At 60.5% G+C, this 16,141-nt stretch carries 17 protein-coding genes; 8 read left to right on the top strand and 9 right to left on the bottom strand.

Going from position 1 to position 16,141, the window contains the following annotated elements:
- Window positions 1-36 precede the first annotated feature (36 nt).
- The 3 genes from SIC17_RS07290 (at window position 37) to SIC17_RS07280 (ending at window position 1,341) form a co-directional block, all read left to right on the top strand.
- Entirely contained in the window at window positions 37-417 is a 381-nt protein-coding gene (locus tag SIC17_RS07290; protein ID WP_291890766.1) for a hypothetical protein, read from the top strand.
- Window positions 414-806 carry a hypothetical protein gene (locus SIC17_RS07285; RefSeq protein ID WP_291890765.1) on the top strand — a complete coding sequence of 131 codons (393 nt, stop codon included), beginning with the start codon at window positions 414-416 and terminating at the stop codon, window positions 804-806. The genes SIC17_RS07290 and SIC17_RS07285 overlap by 4 nt, the downstream gene beginning before the upstream one ends.
- Before the next feature lie 124 nt (window positions 807-930).
- Window positions 931-1,341 (top strand): hypothetical protein, encoded by a 411-nt coding sequence (locus tag SIC17_RS07280; RefSeq protein WP_412546833.1) that lies wholly within the window; start codon window positions 931-933, stop codon window positions 1,339-1,341.
- A 14-nt stretch (window positions 1,342-1,355) separates the two neighbouring features.
- On the opposite strand, the gene SIC17_RS07275 is transcribed toward SIC17_RS07280, so the two are convergent.
- A complete protein-coding gene (locus SIC17_RS07275) occupies window positions 1,356-2,855 on the bottom strand; it encodes a CoA-acylating methylmalonate-semialdehyde dehydrogenase (protein WP_412546832.1) in 1,500 nt (499 codons plus the stop codon).
- A gap of 342 nt (window positions 2,856-3,197) precedes the next feature.
- Here SIC17_RS07275 and SIC17_RS07270 point away from each other — a divergent pair, with 342 nt between their 5' ends.
- Complete coding sequence (locus SIC17_RS07270; RefSeq protein ID WP_412546831.1) at window positions 3,198-6,644, top strand: autotransporter domain-containing protein; 3,447 nt, start codon at window positions 3,198-3,200, stop codon at window positions 6,642-6,644.
- Window positions 6,645-6,759: 115 nt separating this feature from the next.
- Entirely contained in the window at window positions 6,760-7,503 is a 744-nt protein-coding gene (locus SIC17_RS07265) for a hypothetical protein (RefSeq protein ID WP_412546830.1), read from the top strand.
- Here SIC17_RS07265 and SIC17_RS07260 read toward each other — a convergent pair.
- From SIC17_RS07260 to SIC17_RS07245, 4 genes are all read right to left on the bottom strand, one after another.
- Complete coding sequence (locus tag SIC17_RS07260; protein WP_412546829.1) at window positions 7,500-8,141, bottom strand: aquaporin; 642 nt, start codon at window positions 8,139-8,141, stop codon at window positions 7,500-7,502. The two genes, SIC17_RS07265 and SIC17_RS07260, sit on opposite strands and share 4 nt — an antisense overlap.
- A 13-nt stretch (window positions 8,142-8,154) precedes the next feature.
- The gene (locus SIC17_RS07255) at window positions 8,155-8,652 is read right to left on the bottom strand and encodes an arsenate reductase ArsC (RefSeq protein WP_412546828.1); all 498 of its coding nucleotides are present in this window, start codon (window positions 8,650-8,652) and stop codon (window positions 8,155-8,157) included.
- Window positions 8,649-8,993, bottom strand: coding sequence for an ArsR/SmtB family transcription factor (locus SIC17_RS07250; protein ID WP_291890758.1), 345 nt, complete (start codon window positions 8,991-8,993; stop codon window positions 8,649-8,651). Before SIC17_RS07250 ends, SIC17_RS07255 begins: the two co-directional genes overlap by 4 nt.
- 74 nt (window positions 8,994-9,067) lie before the next feature.
- The gene (locus SIC17_RS07245) at window positions 9,068-9,634 is read right to left on the bottom strand and encodes a hypothetical protein (protein ID WP_291890757.1); all 567 of its coding nucleotides are present in this window, start codon (window positions 9,632-9,634) and stop codon (window positions 9,068-9,070) included.
- A 144-nt stretch (window positions 9,635-9,778) separates the two neighbouring features.
- Between SIC17_RS07245 and SIC17_RS07240 the strand changes: the two genes are divergently transcribed.
- Window positions 9,779-10,618 (top strand): 1-acyl-sn-glycerol-3-phosphate acyltransferase, encoded by an 840-nt coding sequence (locus SIC17_RS07240; protein ID WP_412546827.1) that lies wholly within the window; start codon window positions 9,779-9,781, stop codon window positions 10,616-10,618.
- A 66-nt stretch (window positions 10,619-10,684) separates the two neighbouring features.
- On the opposite strand, the gene SIC17_RS07235 is transcribed toward SIC17_RS07240, so the two are convergent.
- The 4 genes from SIC17_RS07235 to sdhC are packed head-to-tail and all read right to left on the bottom strand — an operon-like array spanning window position 10,685 to window position 14,019.
- Window positions 10,685-11,464 carry a succinate dehydrogenase iron-sulfur subunit gene (locus SIC17_RS07235; protein ID WP_291890755.1) on the bottom strand — a complete coding sequence of 260 codons (780 nt, stop codon included), beginning with the start codon at window positions 11,462-11,464 and terminating at the stop codon, window positions 10,685-10,687.
- A 12-nt stretch (window positions 11,465-11,476) separates the two neighbouring features.
- A complete protein-coding gene (gene sdhA / locus SIC17_RS07230; RefSeq protein ID WP_291890754.1) occupies window positions 11,477-13,264 on the bottom strand; it encodes a succinate dehydrogenase flavoprotein subunit in 1,788 nt (595 codons plus the stop codon).
- Window positions 13,265-13,276: 12 nt separating this feature from the next.
- A complete protein-coding gene (sdhD, locus tag SIC17_RS07225; protein ID WP_291890753.1) occupies window positions 13,277-13,654 on the bottom strand; it encodes a succinate dehydrogenase, hydrophobic membrane anchor protein in 378 nt (125 codons plus the stop codon).
- A 2-nt stretch (window positions 13,655-13,656) separates the two neighbouring features.
- The gene (gene sdhC / locus SIC17_RS07220; RefSeq protein WP_412546826.1) at window positions 13,657-14,019 is read right to left on the bottom strand and encodes a succinate dehydrogenase, cytochrome b556 subunit; all 363 of its coding nucleotides are present in this window, start codon (window positions 14,017-14,019) and stop codon (window positions 13,657-13,659) included.
- Window positions 14,020-14,291: 272 nt separating this feature from the next.
- Here sdhC and SIC17_RS07215 point away from each other — a divergent pair, with 272 nt between their 5' ends.
- Together SIC17_RS07215 and SIC17_RS07210 are read left to right on the top strand one after the other, a co-directional pair.
- Window positions 14,292-15,155 carry an SDR family oxidoreductase gene (locus tag SIC17_RS07215; RefSeq protein ID WP_412546825.1) on the top strand — a complete coding sequence of 288 codons (864 nt, stop codon included), beginning with the start codon at window positions 14,292-14,294 and terminating at the stop codon, window positions 15,153-15,155.
- Between the two features lie 55 nt (window positions 15,156-15,210).
- Window positions 15,211-16,080 carry an SDR family oxidoreductase gene (locus tag SIC17_RS07210; RefSeq protein WP_412546824.1) on the top strand — a complete coding sequence of 290 codons (870 nt, stop codon included), beginning with the start codon at window positions 15,211-15,213 and terminating at the stop codon, window positions 16,078-16,080.
- The last annotated feature ends 61 nt before the right edge of the window (window positions 16,081-16,141 follow it).

Here is a 16,141-nt window from a genome sequence, read left to right as displayed (position 1 = left end):
TATTGTACGCCATGCAGTCGTTCGCGCGGGGATTGCATGCCGATCAGTGTCAGATTTCTGCCCGAGAAACGCATCGTTTTGCAGGTTGGCAGTGGTGATATCCGACCTGCAGATATCGACCAGGCTATTGATGACACGCGTGACGCTGTCTTCGCGAACAATCCGCGCGGCGTCGTAATCGATACACGCGCCGACACGGTCAACATCCCCATGGAAGCCTGGATTGATCTGATTGCCGACTATTTCGAAAAGATCGGCACCCATGTTCCAACAGCCTATGTCATCGATGGTGGCGTGACACCCGACCAGTCCATGTTGCTGGAGCTGACGGGCTTCAACAATGGCACGCCGGTCCGTGTTTTTGCGACACTGGAGGAGGCCGTGGACTGGGTCGCAAAGGTCGCCCGAAGCCGATGATTGCGATGCTGGAGTATGATGCCGAGACCGGCATCCTCCTGGTGTACCAGACCGGACAGCGCACCGAAGCGGATGCGGGCAGCCAGGAAGGCATGCTGGCAGACGAGGTCGCGAAAACTGATCCTTCCGGATTTCTCTACGTCATGGATCATGCCCGCTGGGATGTCTCCCACGAGACCTGGCTGCGTTCGCTGAAAACCGCGGCGACCATGATCGGGACGCGCCCCGCAGCCCTGGTCATGCCCAGTGACTTTCCCGACGAGCAGGTGGCCCTGTTGTTCGGAACGGTTTCAGCATTTGGTTTGCGCCTTGAGACCTTCCGCGATGAGGAAGAGGCGCGCGACTGGCTGAGCGCGGAAATCGCCAGCTCGCGAAAGAAGTGCAGCTAGCCCGGAATGCCTTCTGTGGTAGGTGAATCGAATTTTCAAATACTGGCAAGGCCTGCCGCTGCCCTGTAGGTCTCCGCTGTCCCGATGGGACAAAAAACAAGACGAATAGTGTTTGGTGGTGCGTATGGCTGTGAAGGTAGAGCTTCTCGAAGAGGGGCCGTTTGTCTCGATGACAAGCTGGGGCGTGCTCAGCCGTCAGGAGGCCGGTTGGGCTCATGAGACTGTACGGGAGCTCGTTGCGGGGGGCGATGCCACAGCTGTGCTTGTGGATGCGCGGGTCACCGAAGTGACCAGCACGCCGTCCTATTCGGCCGAGATCGTCGAGAATTTTGTGTTTGCGCTCGAGCGCAAGCTGCCGATCGCCTTCTTGCCACCGAACGCCTGGACCGAGGCGCATTACGAGACAGTGTGGAAACAGATGCCGGAACTCAATGTCGAGGTCGCGGTGTTTGATGAAGTGGCGGCTGCACTGGACTGGCTTCAAACTGCCGCAACTGCCCGCCGTGCAGAAGCCAAGAAAAAAGCCGCCCTCTAGGGGCGGCTTTCTTGTTACTGCATCGTCGGAATGACGAAGGCCTGGTCCCCAATCTCGCCGGATGGCCAGCGCTGGGTCACCGTCTTGATCTTGGTGAAAAAGCGGATGCCATCCGTACCGTACTGGTTGGTGTCGGTGAAGGCGGAGCGCTTCCAGCCACCAAAGGAGTGGTAGGCCACAGGAACCGGGATCGGCACATTGATGCCGACCATGCCGACATTGACCTTGGAAGCGAACTCGCGCGCGGCCAGGCCGTTGCGCGTGAAGATGGCGACGCCATTGCCATACTGGTGCTGGCTTGGCAGAGCGGCGGCCTCTTCCAGATCGGCAGCGCGAACCACTTGTAGAACCGGGCCGAAGATCTCTTCCTGGTAGGAGGTCATCTCGGGGGTGACATGGTCGAACAGGGTCGGACCGATGAAGAAGCCCTTTTCGTGTCCCTGTAGCGAGAAGCCGCGCCCGTCGAGCAGCATGTCCGCGCCTTCCTCGACACCCTTGCTGATCCAGTTTTCGATGCTGGCCTTGTGAGCCGCGCTGACAACCGGACCGTAATGTGCGTCCGGGTCAGTAGAGACGCCGACGTTCAGCTTCTGGGCTTCTTCCTTCATGCGGGCGACGAACTCATCCGCCGTATCCTTGCCAACCGGAACCGCGACCGGCAGCGCCATGCAGCGTTCGCCGGCAGACCCGTAAGCCGCGCCGAGGAAGTCCTTGACCACCTGGTCCATGTCCGCGTCCGGCATGATGATGCCGTGGTTCTTGGCGCCGCCCATGGCTTGGAAGCGCTTGCCATTGGCAGCACAGGTTGCAGCTATGTACTGGGCGATGTTGGAGGAGCCGACGAAGCTGACAGCCTTGATGTCGTCATGGTGCAGGAGGGCGTCGACGGCTTCCTTGTCGCCGTGGACGATCTGCAGCACGCCCTCCGGCAGGCCCGCTTCCATCCACAGCTCGGCGAGACGGACGGGAACGGACGGGTCCTTCTCCGACGGCTTGAGCACGAGGGCGTTGCCGGTGGACAGCGCCATGCCCATGAACCACATCGGGATCATGGCCGGGAAGTTGAACGGCGAGATGCCAGCGACCACGCCCAGCGGCTGGCGCATGGAATAGACGTCAATACCGGTGCCGGCGCTCTCGGTGTATTCGCCCTTTAGCAGGTGCGGCACGCCCATGGCGAATTCGACAACCTCGAGACCGCGGATCAGGTCGCCCTTGGCGTCGGCGATGACCTTGCCGTGCTCGGAGGAGAGGAGTTCAGCCAGGCTGTCCATCTCGGCTTCGACGAGCATCTTGTATTTCATCAGGACGCGGGCGCGGCGCTGCGGGTTCATGGCCGCCCAGACCGCCTGGCCCTTCTTGGCACCTTCCACGGCATTGGCAACCTCGTCGGTCGTCGCGAGCTGGACGCGGGCCTGCACCTCGCCAGTGCTGGGATTGAAGACATCGCCATAACGACCGGAATTGCCGGTATGGGATTTGCCGTTCACGAAGTGATGAATCTCGCGGCTCATGCGCGTCTCTCCCCTGATAGTTCTAATACGTGCCCAGAACGGGCAAGATCTTTGCGGCTCCCTTAATACGGCTGGAAGCCTGTGTCGAGCAGAGGCAGCCGCACTTCCCGATCTTGTCATCGACTGAAAACCGGTAATCGTTGCACCAGAACAACGCCTGGTGAAAAGAAGTATTGCGGATGGTTAATTCGACTTGACGAACGTGCCATATCGACAAGTCTATAGAATATGAGTATGCGGCAACCGACGGTCGCGCTACCGGGAGCTGCCTGTCCGGTCGCGAGGGTTAGTGCTCGATGTTCCGTCCTGCCGCGGACCATGAAAAACATAAGGGGGATAGCCTTGTCCAAAAAGAGCTTCGGGAGCACGTTCAAGCGCGCTCTAAATATCACTGCATCTGCAACAATCCTGGCGATGGCCGCCAGTACCGCGCACGCCCTGCCGGGTCGTGATGATGTTGGTGTCGACGGAATGGTCGATACGGAAAACAGATGGTCCGGCGTCGGCATGATGTATGCGGGCGGATTTGTCTGTACCGGTCAGCTGGTCAACGCACGGACGGTCATTTTTGCTGCGCACTGTGCGGATAACGCACCGAATGCCCAGTTCGGCACGTTCGGGTCCATTCCGATGGCGTTCAGCTTCGGCGTGGATGCCCTGCCGGGTTTCCAGAACTGGTTCGCCAACAGCTTCCAGTCCAACCCGGACATGCATGTCTATAACGTCCTCCAGTATCAAACTGTTCTGGACACCGGATTTTCTTTCCCGGGTGCCGACGTAGCTATGGCGACGCTGGACACGCCGGCGATCGGCTTGCCGACCTATGGTATGCTCTTCTCCGCGATCAGCGAAGCGCGTCACGTCGACATGGTCGGTTACGGCGGCAATGGTACGGGCAGCACTGTCCCGGTCGGTGGTATCGACTGGAAACGTCGCGCCGGTGAGAACATGGTCGACGCGCTGATTTCCCAAGATGATTTCCTCACCGCGACGTTCGGTATTGCACCGGGCAGCTGGTCCAGCATCGTCGGACCGTCTGGCTCGCAGATGATGTATCATACCGATTTCGATCGCCCGGATCGCAATGCGAATGATTGTACGCGCGGCACGGTTTACCTGGGCCCGAATGACATCACCTGTGCAACGCCGCCCTTCGCTGGTGTCACCACCTTCGATTTCACTTCCGCGATCGCGATCGGTGATCATATGGACTGGTTCCCGGGTGATGCGACCGCTCGTGAGGCCGGTACGGCAGGCGGCGATTCCGGTAGTGCGCTCTTCTCGAACTTCAACGGCCAGGACCTGATCCTGGGCGTTCTGTCCGGCGGTTGGACCTTCACCAGCCCGAATGGCGGTTATGGCGACATCAGCTATTATAATCCGCTCTTCCTCTACCAGAACTGGATTGTCGCGCAGAACCCGAACGTCTACGCGTCCGCGGCTGAGGGCGACGGTGTCTGGTCTGACACATCGCGTTGGCAACAGACTCTGGATCCGAACTATTTCGTGCTCGATGAGAACGGTAATGCGGTCAACGGCCTGTCCACGACGGCTCCGACCAGCGCCATCGAGGCGATGACCGCAACGGATGGTGCTTTTGGCACGATTTTCGACACGGAAGTGAATGCACACCGCAATCCTCCGGCGCCGCAGGCTCCGAACGCCGAGCAACTCGCTGCCCTTGCAGCTGGGTTGGGCATCAATTTCCGCGGCGTAGCGGATCTGCCGGGTCTGACTGGCAAGGGTTCCGGCGTACAGGTCCAGGACAATAACGTGCCTGTATCCACGGCACCGGGTGACAAAGCGTCTGAAGTCCAGGTGCAGGATGTTAATCTGGCCGCCAATTTCGGTGGTGTTGTTGCGACCCAGGACGGTCTGACCGGTGTCGCCTCGAACCTCGCGCCGGGTACTTGGGTTCCGAACAACCATTTCGGCACCTACGGCACCTTCAATGATCCGAGCTCCAGCGTCGCACGTTTCTTCAACGTGAATCTGTCGAATGCAGGTACGACGACGCTCGATATGAATGTCGAAGTCGACACAATGACCGTGTCGCATGCGAATGCACGCTTTGACATCGGCGCCGATTGGACCTTCAACACGCTGATCTCGTTCAACCAGTCTGCTGGTATTGTGGATCTGCGCGGTCGCGTGAATGCGCGCGAATACATGCTGACCGGTGGTCTTCTGACCGGTACCGGCACGCTCAACACCATGACGCTCTGGAATATTGGTGGCGCTGTCATGCCGGGTACCGCGTCGTCCACGGGCACGCTTGATGTCTGGGGTGACTACGTTCAGTCCAGCGCAGGCATGCTTGTGATCAATGTTGACGGCACCGATTCCTCGACCCTGAACGTCACGGGTGATGTATCGCTTGATGGTGGTCTGGTCTTCAATCCGCTGGGTGGTTATCTGCCGCGCTACGGTGACACATTCACCTTCCTGACGGCGGATTCCATCATCGGCAACTTCGCAAGCGTCACTGATCTGCCGGGTGTTCTGCGTCCGGTGGTGAACCTCACAGCCGGTCAGGCCGACCTTGAACTCACTGCTGATAGCTTCGGCACGCAGGTGACCTATACCAACGCCTTCCAGTCGAGCCTCGGTGGTGCGTTGGATGCGGCTCGTGACACGGACTATGATGCCCTGTCTGCCATCTATGGCCGTCTGGACTTGCTGTCCGGTGACTCGCTCGGGGCAGCTCTGAACTCACTGTCTCCGTTTGAATCCGTGATGTTTGATCGCTCCGCCCGCGTGCATTCTGACACGCTCAGCGAAGCCCTGATGGGCCAGATCCGCAGCAGCGGCGGTTCCACGGCGATGGATCTTGCTGTCGCCATGCAATCTGCCGAGATGCAGCGTGACGGGTCGACCAACCCGCTGCAGCAGGCTGGTGCCAAGATGATCTTCCGCCACAACCATGGTGGTGATCACGAGGCGACCCGTCCGGGCCTGCGTGCCTTCGCAGAAGTAGGTGTTATCGGCGCTGATGTGGATCTCATCCAAGGTGCCGGCACTGCAGAGCTGGACGGCGAGTTCTCGCTGTTCGGTCTGGAAGCCAACTTCGATTCCGGCTGGTCGGTCGGTGCGGCGTTCGGTTTCGCCAGCTCTGAAATGGACAACCCGGCTAACCTGCCGTCGCTGACGAGCAAGACCACGACGACGCAGTACAGCCTCTTTGGTGGTTACCAGGGCGATCGTATGGGCGTGTCCGCTTTCTACAGCTTCGGTGACAATGAAATCGATGCGGATCGTGCGGTTCTCATTGGTTCCGCGGCATCTGCTGTTCCAGCGGACATGGACGGCGAGGCGACCACATTCGGTCTCGTCGCTGATTTCCGCCTGACCGGTGAAGACGCGGCGATCCAGGTTGTTCCGACTGCCAGCTATGTCTCGACTTCGTTCGACTATAGCGTGCAGGCGGTTCAATCCACGCCAGCATTGATCATTGACGGTCGTTCCGTCGACAGCTCTATCGCTCGTATCGGTTTCAATCTCAGCACCCAGCGCACCTTCGCTGGCTTCACGCCGGTTGCCTATATCGGTGCGGCGACGGATTACGGTGACGAGATCGAGTCCTACTCTGCGTCCTTCCAGGGCGCGCCGGGCGTAAGCTTTGGTGCTGTGGAGCGCATCGATGTGAACTCGGCCTGGCACGAGTTCTCCGTCGGGGTCGAGCGTGAGTTCGAAAACGGACTGACCTTCAGCTTTGGCGCCTTTATTGAGGACCGCCGTAAGATGATTGACCACAGCGGTGCATCCATCGGCATCAGCATGCCGTTCTAATCACGATGCATGAGTCTTAAGGGAACACCCGGCCAATCGGCCGGGTGTTTCTTTTTGCGCGACGGACTGTTGTGTTTCCTGCGTAGAACTGCGGGGCACAGATCCGGAGACAAGCGTGTTTAGATCCATTTCAGTCATCGCCAGTGTCACTCTGCTGGCCGCCTGTTCAACCTCGGGGCCTGAAGGACGACGCGGTGAACGTCGGGCAGAAGCGCCCGGGCAAGCCGGAGCGGGCCCGGTTTCGGGATTTACACTGGCGTCACGCCTGGTCGACCGTGAACGATACGACGCCGCCCTGCCGATCCTGCGCTGCGTCGCTGGACAAGGTCACGGGTATGAGATCGCACAATACCTGGCCGGAAACAGCCTTATACGTCTGGCGGATGCCGAGACCACGCCCGACATCATGCGACCGGAACATCTGACCGAGGGTTTCGAGCGCCTCGAGATTGCGGCCAGTGCCGGCTGGGGCGCTGCCCAGGCTGAGCTGGCGCGCGCCTACTGGGATGTCGGATCACCGCAAGCGATCGAGCGCGGGGTCTATTGGGCCAGCGTCTATACACGAAACTCGCGGGATCGGGCCTATGGCATCAACCGCATTCCCGACACGTTGGAGGCCAACCTGCTTGCTGCTGTCAGCGTGTCTGAACGGGCAGGGATTCTTGAGGAGGCGGCGATATTTGTCGTCGAGCCCATGCAGGCGGAAGCCCTGACACCGGAATGCGCTCAACTGGTACAGGACCGCAGGGTTGGTGCTGGAACGCGCCAGCGCGGACAGGGACGTGGCGGTCGGGGTGATCGCGGGCGAGGTGGTCCAGGTGGCCGCGGTGGTCCGGGGATCGGAACCGATATCGACTAGCGCGTCAGCGGTTTGGCTACGAGCCAGGCCGCGATCGCACCGAGAATCTGCATGACGATGAAGAGCGGGGCGTGGCCGGGATCTATGCCGGCAAACGTGTCCGTGAAGCTGCGGGCAATGGTGACGGCTGGATTCGCGAAGCTTGTTGAAGAAGTGAACCAGTAGGCGCCGGTAATGTATAGGCCGACGATCCATGGCACGGCGCGGGCATTGTGCCTGACACCGAGGAGAATGAAGAAAACCAGACCAAAAGTAGCGAGGAATTCCGATCCGTATTGCGCCAGGCCGGTGCGTGAAGTTGTCGAGAACTGGAGCAGGCTGTGTTCGAACATGAAATGCGTGACGAGCACTGCCAGCAGACCGGCGCCAATCTGGGAGGCGATGTAAACCGCCATTTCGCTCGACTTCAATTCTCCGCGCAGCAGCATCACCAGCGAGACGGCCGGGTTGAAATGGGCGCCGGAGACCGGACCCAATGTGGTGATCAGCACGACCAGCGCTGCACCTGTTGCCAGGGCATTGGCCAGCAGGGCCAGGGCAATGTCATTGGTCAAACTCTCTGCCATAATGCCGCTGCCGATGACGGCGACGAGCAGGAAGAAAGTTCCGATGGCTTCGGCCAGTGCGCGTGCGATCATGTGTCTGCGTCCCTCAGAGACGACCGATTGCCTGGAGCTCGGCCTTCAGGCCTTCGCGGGCCGGATCGAGGTTGTCGATGGCCAGGAAGGCTTTAATGCGCTGTTTAAGCTGATCGTAGGCGATTTCAAAAGCCCGGCGCTGCTCTGGACCCGCGTCCTCGACCGCAGCGGGGTCCGGAATGCCCCAGTGCACGGTCATTGGATGACCCGGCCAGACCGGGCAGGCCTCTGCCGCTGCGCTGTCACAAACGGTGAAGACGAAGTCCAGCTGGCCGCCAAAACTGGCATCGTCAAACTCGTCCCAGCTTTTCGAGCGGAAACCGCCGATATCGAAACCACGCGCCCGCAGCAGCTCCAGCGCCGCCGGATGTACTTCGCCTTTCGGCTGCGAGCCCGCCGACAGGGCTATGATGCGATCCCCGGCAAGGCCCTGCAGAAGCGCTTCGGCGAGAATGGATCGAGCTGAATTGCCGGTGCAGAGAATAAGTACCGACACAGGGCGCGAGGTCATGAAGCTTCCTGGAGAACGGTTGCGTTGTTTTCAACGAGACCCGCTAGCAGATCCGGCTGATCACCGCAGCAATCCTTGAGCAGGAATGTCAGGAATTGCCGGGTGCCGTCATGATCCAGGGAGTACAGCATGAAGCGAGAGCGCCGCTGGGAGCGGATCAGGCCGGCGCGTTCCAGCGCCTGGAGATGACCCGTCATCGTCGATGGCGGGATGTCGAAACCGCTGGCGAGTTCGCCTGCGGACACGGTATCGGGCGCGCGCTGGCACAGCGTCCGGAACAGGGCCAGACGAACAGGGTGCGAAAGCGCCGAGAAACCGGAAATACTCAAACGGTCAGTCATGTCTGCCTGTTAAGGCGTAAGCATGACCGTTAGATCGAAATTACGTGAAAGTTTTGCGACATCGCGACGGGTGACTAGCGCGTCCGGTCTAGCGGTGCTGAGCGATCCTTGAACAAGGTCCGCATGACGCCGGACATCAGCCCTGCCGGTTTCTCCGTGGCCGCAGGCGTGTCCGTCGTGACAGGCTTGAGCGTGTCCGGCTGCGTCCGCGGTTTGCGGATGCGACGGAATACGGCGACTTCGCCACCGATCATGTCCTCGAAGGCCCAGTTGGGGTCGATGAACAGGGTGTCGCACAGGCGCGCCGCAGGTGCCTGGGAGGCGGCGCTCACCAACAGCACTCCGCCAATCTTGAGACGAGCACTGGCCGTGGCCCAGTGTTCTGCCATCGTGGAGAAGCCCAGTTTATCGCCGAGGATCAGCAGATCGAGCGGAGTTGTGTCACCGCCCACCGTTGTGTCCAGAATAGCCTTGCGGCGCTCGCACTCTGCGCCGATCCAGCTCTCCCCCAGCTGCAAGGCTCGGCTGGTCTCGTCCATGAGAAGGCCGACATAGTCTGCAACGAGATCGTCGCGGGCGTTTTCGCGCTGGGTTGGGAGTTTTCTTAAGCTTCCGGCAGGCAGGGTGTCTGTCTTGGTCATGGCTCGTCCCGATGGTGAACACTCGGTTAATCCTGCCCTGGTCAACGCAAATGCCGGGCCAGTTTGTAAACACCGTGTTAACCTTTGTGGCCCGATCGCCAGTTCGGACTTGCACGAAACAGGCGCTGGGAGTTTGTTCAACGCATGGAAAACACTGATTCCGTCTACATTTCCGAGCAGCATGTCGTTGACGCGCTGATCGAGGACCGGGCACCGAAACTGATCCACACGCCTCTGTGGCCGATGATCAAGGCGGTGGGATATCCCATGCTTGGCTACAGGCGTGCGGTGTGGATGGCGGACCAAATTGCCGGGCTGACCGGCACGCAATGCCTGGAATGGATGTCCCAATTCCTCGCGCTGGACACGGATGTGACGGGGCTCGAGCACATTCCCAAGGAGGGGGCATGTGTGATCGTCGCCAATCACCCCGGCGGGATTGCAGATGGGTTGGCACTCTGGGACGCGATCAGGGCCCGGCGACCGGATGCTGTCTATTTCGCCAATCGCGATGCCCTCAAGGTCTGTCACGGGCTGGAAGAGCGCATCATTCCGGTCGAATGGCGTGACAATGAACGAAACCGCTCCCAGTCACGCGAATTGCTCAAGCGTTCATTCGCCGAGTTCAAGGCGGGCAAGTGCGTGGTGATCTTTCCGTCGGGACGCATGTCCGAGTGGAACTGGAAAGAGCGGCGGCTCAAGGACAAGGTCTGGCACCCGACGGCCGTCAGCATGGCGCGCAAGTTCAAGGCCCCGATTATCCCTCTCGCCGTTCGCCAGCGCATGCCCCTCCTCTATTACCTGCTTGCCCAGATAAACGAGGAGCTAAAGGACATGACCATCTTCCACGGTCTGATGGGCAAGAAGGGCGCGAAGTATCGACTGGACTTTGCAAAGCCTGTCGATGTCGCGGAGCACGGCGGGACTGACGCCGAACTGACACTCATGCTCCGCGATATTTGTGAACGTATCGCCTGGGAATAAAGGGCACACAGCAAAAACCCCGCAGCGGACACTGCGGGGTTTTCTGGTTCTGCTGAGTCAGCAGGCCTAGCTTTCCCGCTCGACCATCATCTGCTTGATCTCGCCGATCGCCTCTGCCGGGTTGAGACCCTTCGGGCAGACCTGGGCGCAGTTCATGATGGTGTGGCAGCGATAGAGCTTGAACGGGTCGTTGAGATCGTCCAGGCGCTCGCCGGTGGCTTCATCGCGGCTGTCCGCCAGCCAGCGATAGGCCTGCAACAGGGCTGCCGGGCCCATGTATTTGTCGCCATTCCACCAATAGGACGGGCAGGAGGTCGAGCACGAGGCGCACATGATGCACTCGTAAAGACCGTCCAGCTTTTCACGATCCTCGGGGGATTGTTGCCACTCCTTCTCCGGTGCCGGCGTATCGGTCTTCAGATACGGCTTCACCGCCGCGTGCTGGGCGTAGAATTGTGTCAGATCCGGCACCAGGTCGCGAACCACCGGTTGGTGCGGCAGCGGCGAGACGGTGATCGTGCCGTTATACTCCTCGATGCCGGAGGTGCAGGCGATGGTGTTGCGGCCGCCGATATTCATCGAACAGGAGCCACACACGCCCTCACGACAGGAGCGGCGGAAGGCCAGGGTCGAATCGACATTGTTCTTGATCCACAACAGGGCATCGAGAACCATCGGGCCGCAATCATCCATGTCCACCTTGTAGGTGTCCCAGGACGGGCCCTGTTCGCTTTCCGGGTCGTATCGATAAACCCGGAAAGTGCGGGTGTTCTTGGCACCGTCCGGCTTGGGCCAGGACTTGCCCTTCTTGGGCTGGGAGCCTTTGGGAAGTGTGAGCTGAACCATGGTGATCTTCCCCTAGTAAACCCGAGCCTTGGGCTCGATATAGGCAATGTCGTTGGACATCGTGTAGGTGTGGACCGGGCGGTAGTCGATGGTGACCTTGCCGTTTTCGTCACACCAGGCGAGCGTGTGTTTCATCCACTCATCATCATTGCGATCCGGGAAGTCTTCGCGGGCGTGTGCGCCGCGGCTTTCTTCACGGTTGGCCGCACCGTTGACGGTGACGGCTGCCTGGCTGATCAGATTGTCCAGCTCGAGCGTTTCCATCAGATCCGTGTTCCAGACCATGCTGCGGTCATTGATGCCAATGTCCGGCATGCCGGAATAGACGTTCTTCATTGCCTCGACGCCCTCATCGAGGACCTCGCCGGTACGGAAGACGGCACAATTGGTCTGCATCGAACGCTGCATTTCCAGGCGGATCTTCGCCGTCGGAGTCGAGCCCTTGGCGTTACGGAAGCGGTCGAGGCGATCCAGCGTGTTCTGGCCTTCAGAAGCCTTGAATTCCGGCTGGGTCGCGCCCGGTGTCACGGTCTCACCGACCCGCAGGCCTGCCGCACGACCGAAGACCACAAGGTCGATCAGCGAGTTGGAGCCCAGGCGGTTGGCACCATGGACAGAGACACAGGCCGCTTCACCGACAGCCATCAGGCCCGGCACGACCGCATCCGGGTCATCGCCCTTCTTGGTCAGCACCTCGCCGTGATAATTGGTCGGGATGCCGCCCATATTATAGTGAACCGTCGGCAGGACCGGGATCGGTGCCTTGGTCACATCAACGCCGGCAAAGACCTTGGCGCTTTCCGAGATGCCCGGCAGGCGCTCGGCCAGGATAGCCGGGTCGAGGTGATCCAGGTGCAGGTGGATGTGATCGCCATTGGCGCCCACACCGCGACCTTCGCGGATCTCGACGGTCATCGAGCGTGAGACGACATCGCGGGAGGCGAGATCTTTCGCGGATGGGGCATAACGCTCCATGAAGCGTTCGCCATTGGAATTGGTCAGATAGCCGCCTTCACCGCGGGCCCCCTCGGTGATGAGGACGCCGGCGCCGTAAATGCCGGTCGGGTGGAATTGCACGAACTCCATGTCCTGCAGCGGCAGGCCAGCGCGAAGGACCATGGCATTGCCATCACCGGTACAGGTGTGCGCCGAAGTCGCGGAGAAATAGGCACGGCCGTAACCACCGGTCGCCAGGATCACTTTCTGGGCGCGGAAACGGTGCAGCGTTCCATCGTCCAGCTTCCAGGCGGTGATACCGCGGCAGACACCGTCATCGTCCATGATCAGGTCGAGGGCGAAATACTCGATGAAGAATTCCGTCTCATTGCGCACGGACTGGCCGTAAAGCGTGTGCAGGATGGCGTGACCGGTCCGGTCTGCCGCTGCACAGGTCCGCTGGACCGGGCCTTCGCCGAAATTGCGCGTCATGCCGCCAAAGGCACGCTGATAGATCTTGCCGTCCTCGGTGCGCGAGAAGGGCACACCCCAGTGCTCCAGCTCGTAGACCGCGTCCGGCGCGTTACGGCAGAGATATTCGATGGAGTCCTGGTCACCCAGCCAGTCCGAACCCTTTACGGTGTCGTACATGTGCCAGCGCCAGTCATCCTCACCCATATTGCCGAGCGAGGCGGAAATGCCGCCCTGGGCTGCGACCGTGTGGGAGCGGGTCGGGAAAACCTTGGTGATACAGGCGGTCTTCAGACCGGCCTGGGAAGCACCGAGAGCGGCGCGCAGGCCGGAGCCGCCAGCGCCAACGACCACGACGTCATAGGTGTGATCAATCCAGTTGTATTCGGCCATGTGTGTTGTCCGTTACAGCGCAATCTTGACGAGGCAGAAAACCGTGGCGAGCCACAGTCCCGCTGTCAGCAGCGTATTGCCGATCAGCAGGGTGAATTTCATGCCAGCTTTATGGATGTAGTCCTCGATCACCACCTGCATACCCATACGCATGTGGTAGAAGGCCGCAGTCAACGTCAGCAGGGTGACAATGGCGCCGGCGGGCGAGGCCAGGAATTCCCGGGTCGCAGCCGGGTCCGGCGCGCCGGACATGGCCAGCATCCATACGAAGACCGGCGCCAGCAGGAACATGGCGACAGAGGAAACGCGGTGGGCGATCCAGTGTCCGGCGCCGTGGCCGGAGGCGCCGAGGCCGCGCACTTTCGAAGTCGGGGTGCGATAATCAGACATCATCAATTCCCCAGGTTGAGCCACAGCAGCGCGGTCGGGATGACCGCGCCGAGCAAGATCATGACAGAGCGGCGGTTCGACCCTTTAGGATCAAAACCCTTGCCGATATCCCATAATAGGTGACGCAGGCCATTGAGCCAGTGATAGCTGACCGAATAGGTCAGGGCGATCAGGCCAAAGCGCGTCACCCAGGCCATCCAGCCCTCGAACAGGAACGCGACAGCGCCCTCGGCGCCGAGCGCCAGCAGGATGAACCAGATGGCAATCGCGACAGCACCAACATAATTGGCGATACCGGTTGCGCGGTGGAGGATGGACGACGCCATGGTCGCATGCCAGCGCCAGACCTGCAGGTGTGGCGACATCGGTCTCGGATCGGACCAGTCGGAAGACATGTGGCAGCCTTTCTTCAGTGTTCCGCTTACGTAACCGCAAAGCCCCGTTGCGGTTTAAGAGGGGTCTGAGGCGCACAATAGGCCGCTTTATGTCAGGGTCAACGCAAGCGCAGCAAGCCGCTGACAACATACCGACAGAATTAGGAAAACGCTAATTTTGTTGCGAATGGGTCGCAGCGGCGGGCGGTTTTGGCTGACGCGCAAATCAGGCCTAAGCTCCGGCAGGCTAGAAAGGGGTGACCATGTCTGAATCCAAGCGACACGGCGTCGTTACCGGCGCTGTCAGCGGTATTGGTCGAGCGACTACCGCCCGGCTGGTGCGCGAAGGCTGGCATGTCTTTGCAACCGTGCTGGACCAGGCGGAGGCGGATGATGTCAGCGATGCCTTTGGCGACAGCGTGACGGCGCTGGTCATGGACGTCACCGACGAGGAATCCGTTGCTGACGCGGCCCGCGCCGTACATGACGCCATGGGTGAGCAACGTCTTGCCGGTCTCGTCAACAATGCCGGCATCGCCCTGGGCGGCCCCGCGATGGAATTGCCGATCGAGGAGTTCCAGCGGCAGATGGAGGTCAATGTCATCGGTGTGATGCGGGTGACCCAGGCTTTTGGCGGATTGCTGGGCATGGATCCGGAACGCCAGGGCAAGCCGGGCCGGATCATCATGCTGTCCTCGGTGGCCGGTCAGCTCGGTGCGCCCTTCATGGCCCCTTACGTGGCGTCGAAACACGCCGTTGAGGGCCTCTGCAAATCCCTGCGGATCGAGCTTCAGCACTACGGGATTGATGTCGTGATGGTCGGGCCGGGGCCGGTACGGACACCGATCTGGGAAAAGGCCCAGGAGGTGGACGCCACGCCCTATCACAATTCCCCGCTCTACAAGCCGATGGTCGGATTTCGTGATTATCTTAGCCATATCGGCGCCAATGGGCTGGAGCCGGAAGTGATCGCGGACCGGATTTACAAGGCCCTGACCGAGGCCGCGCCGCGCTTGCGTTATGCGGTTGTTCCTCAGCGCTTCGCCAACTGGACCCTGCCCAAGCTCCTGCCGGAAAAATGGATTGATCGCATGATCGCCAAGCGCACCGGGATTGTCGAAGACTAGAGCGCTATAGCTTTCGCCCGGAAACACACTAGCTTGCCCGCAAAGGGAGAACGCCATGTCCAAACAGCCAAAAACCGCCGTCGTCACCGGAGCTTCGACCGGGATCGGCTATGCCTGCGTTGAAAAACTGACTGGCAAGGGCTGGCAGGTGTTTGCCGCCGTCCGTAAGGATGAGGACGCCAAGCGCCTGACGGACGCCTTTGGTGACAAGGTTACGCCCCTGTTGATGGATGTGACGGATCCGGCGGCGATCGATGCGGCCGCCGTCAAGGTGCGCAAGGCGCTCAACGGACGCACGCTCAACGGTCTGGTCAATAATGCCGGCGTGGCTGTTGCGGGGCCGTTGCTGGAGCTGCCGATCGAGGATTTCGAGCGCCAGATGGCCATTAATGTCACCGGCCAGGTGCGCGTGACCCAGGCCTTCGGGCCGCTCTTGGGGGCGGATCTTTCGCTGGAGGGGCCTCCCGGCCGCATCGTGATGATGTCATCCATGGCCGGAGAGATGGGTGCACCCTTCCTCGCGCCTTATGCCGCCTCGAAACATGCTTTGGAGGGGATCTCGAAATCCCTGCGTCGCGAACTCAATGTGTTCGGGATCCAGGTTGTGGTTATCGGCCCCGGTGCGGTGGCGACGCCGATCTGGGCCAAGTCCGACGAGGTGGATGTCTCGGCCTATGAAAACTCGATCTTCTATGACGCGCTGGTACGCTTGCGCAATTACATGTCCAAGTCCGGTCCTGAAGGCTTCCCGCCATCCAAGATCGCCGACCGCGTCTTTCGCGCCTTCTCCGATGCCAAACCGCGCTTCCGCTATGCCATCGTTCCGCAGCGCTTCATGAACTGGTCGCTGCCGCGCATGCTGCCCGCGCGCAAGGTGGATGAGATCGTGACCAAACGCCTCGGATTACACAGGGTTCGGAAATAGGCCGTGATTTCGTAATGTTCGGACCAATACTCCTGTGGCGTGTGGCTCAGGCTGAGGGAAC

Origin of the sequence: Maricaulis sp. MIT060901, from assembly GCF_047123815.1 — a bacterium.
Lineage (GTDB): Bacteria > Pseudomonadota > Alphaproteobacteria > Caulobacterales > Maricaulaceae > Maricaulis.
The sequence above is the reverse complement of the archived record's forward strand: the minus strand, read 5'-3'. Positions and strand labels throughout refer to the sequence as shown.

Excerpts from the sequence above, each read along its gene's own strand:
- SIC17_RS07290 (WP_291890766.1), top strand. The coding sequence starts at position 37 with ATGCCGATCAGTGTCAGATTTCTGCCCGAGAAACGCATCGTTTTGCAG.
- SIC17_RS07285 (WP_291890765.1), top strand. The coding sequence starts at position 414 with ATGATTGCGATGCTGGAGTATGATGCCGAGACCGGCATCCTCCTGGTG.
- SIC17_RS07280 (WP_412546833.1), top strand. The coding sequence starts at position 931 with ATGGCTGTGAAGGTAGAGCTTCTCGAAGAGGGGCCGTTTGTCTCGATG.
- SIC17_RS07275 (WP_412546832.1), bottom strand. The coding sequence starts at position 2,855 with ATGAGCCGCGAGATTCATCACTTCGTGAACGGCAAATCCCATACCGGC.
- SIC17_RS07260 (WP_412546829.1), bottom strand. The coding sequence starts at position 8,141 with ATGATCGCACGCGCACTGGCCGAAGCCATCGGAACTTTCTTCCTGCTC.
- SIC17_RS07255 (WP_412546828.1), bottom strand. The coding sequence starts at position 8,652 with ATGACCTCGCGCCCTGTGTCGGTACTTATTCTCTGCACCGGCAATTCA.
- SIC17_RS07250 (WP_291890758.1), bottom strand. The coding sequence starts at position 8,993 with ATGACTGACCGTTTGAGTATTTCCGGTTTCTCGGCGCTTTCGCACCCT.
- SIC17_RS07245 (WP_291890757.1), bottom strand. The coding sequence starts at position 9,634 with ATGACCAAGACAGACACCCTGCCTGCCGGAAGCTTAAGAAAACTCCCA.
- SIC17_RS07240 (WP_412546827.1), top strand. The coding sequence starts at position 9,779 with ATGGAAAACACTGATTCCGTCTACATTTCCGAGCAGCATGTCGTTGAC.
- SIC17_RS07235 (WP_291890755.1), bottom strand. The coding sequence starts at position 11,464 with ATGGTTCAGCTCACACTTCCCAAAGGCTCCCAGCCCAAGAAGGGCAAG.
- sdhA (WP_291890754.1), bottom strand. The coding sequence starts at position 13,264 with ATGGCCGAATACAACTGGATTGATCACACCTATGACGTCGTGGTCGTT.
- sdhD (WP_291890753.1), bottom strand. The coding sequence starts at position 13,654 with ATGTCTGATTATCGCACCCCGACTTCGAAAGTGCGCGGCCTCGGCGCC.
- sdhC (WP_412546826.1), bottom strand. The coding sequence starts at position 14,019 with ATGTCGCCACACCTGCAGGTCTGGCGCTGGCATGCGACCATGGCGTCG.
- SIC17_RS07215 (WP_412546825.1), top strand. The coding sequence starts at position 14,292 with ATGTCTGAATCCAAGCGACACGGCGTCGTTACCGGCGCTGTCAGCGGT.
- SIC17_RS07210 (WP_412546824.1), top strand. The coding sequence starts at position 15,211 with ATGTCCAAACAGCCAAAAACCGCCGTCGTCACCGGAGCTTCGACCGGG.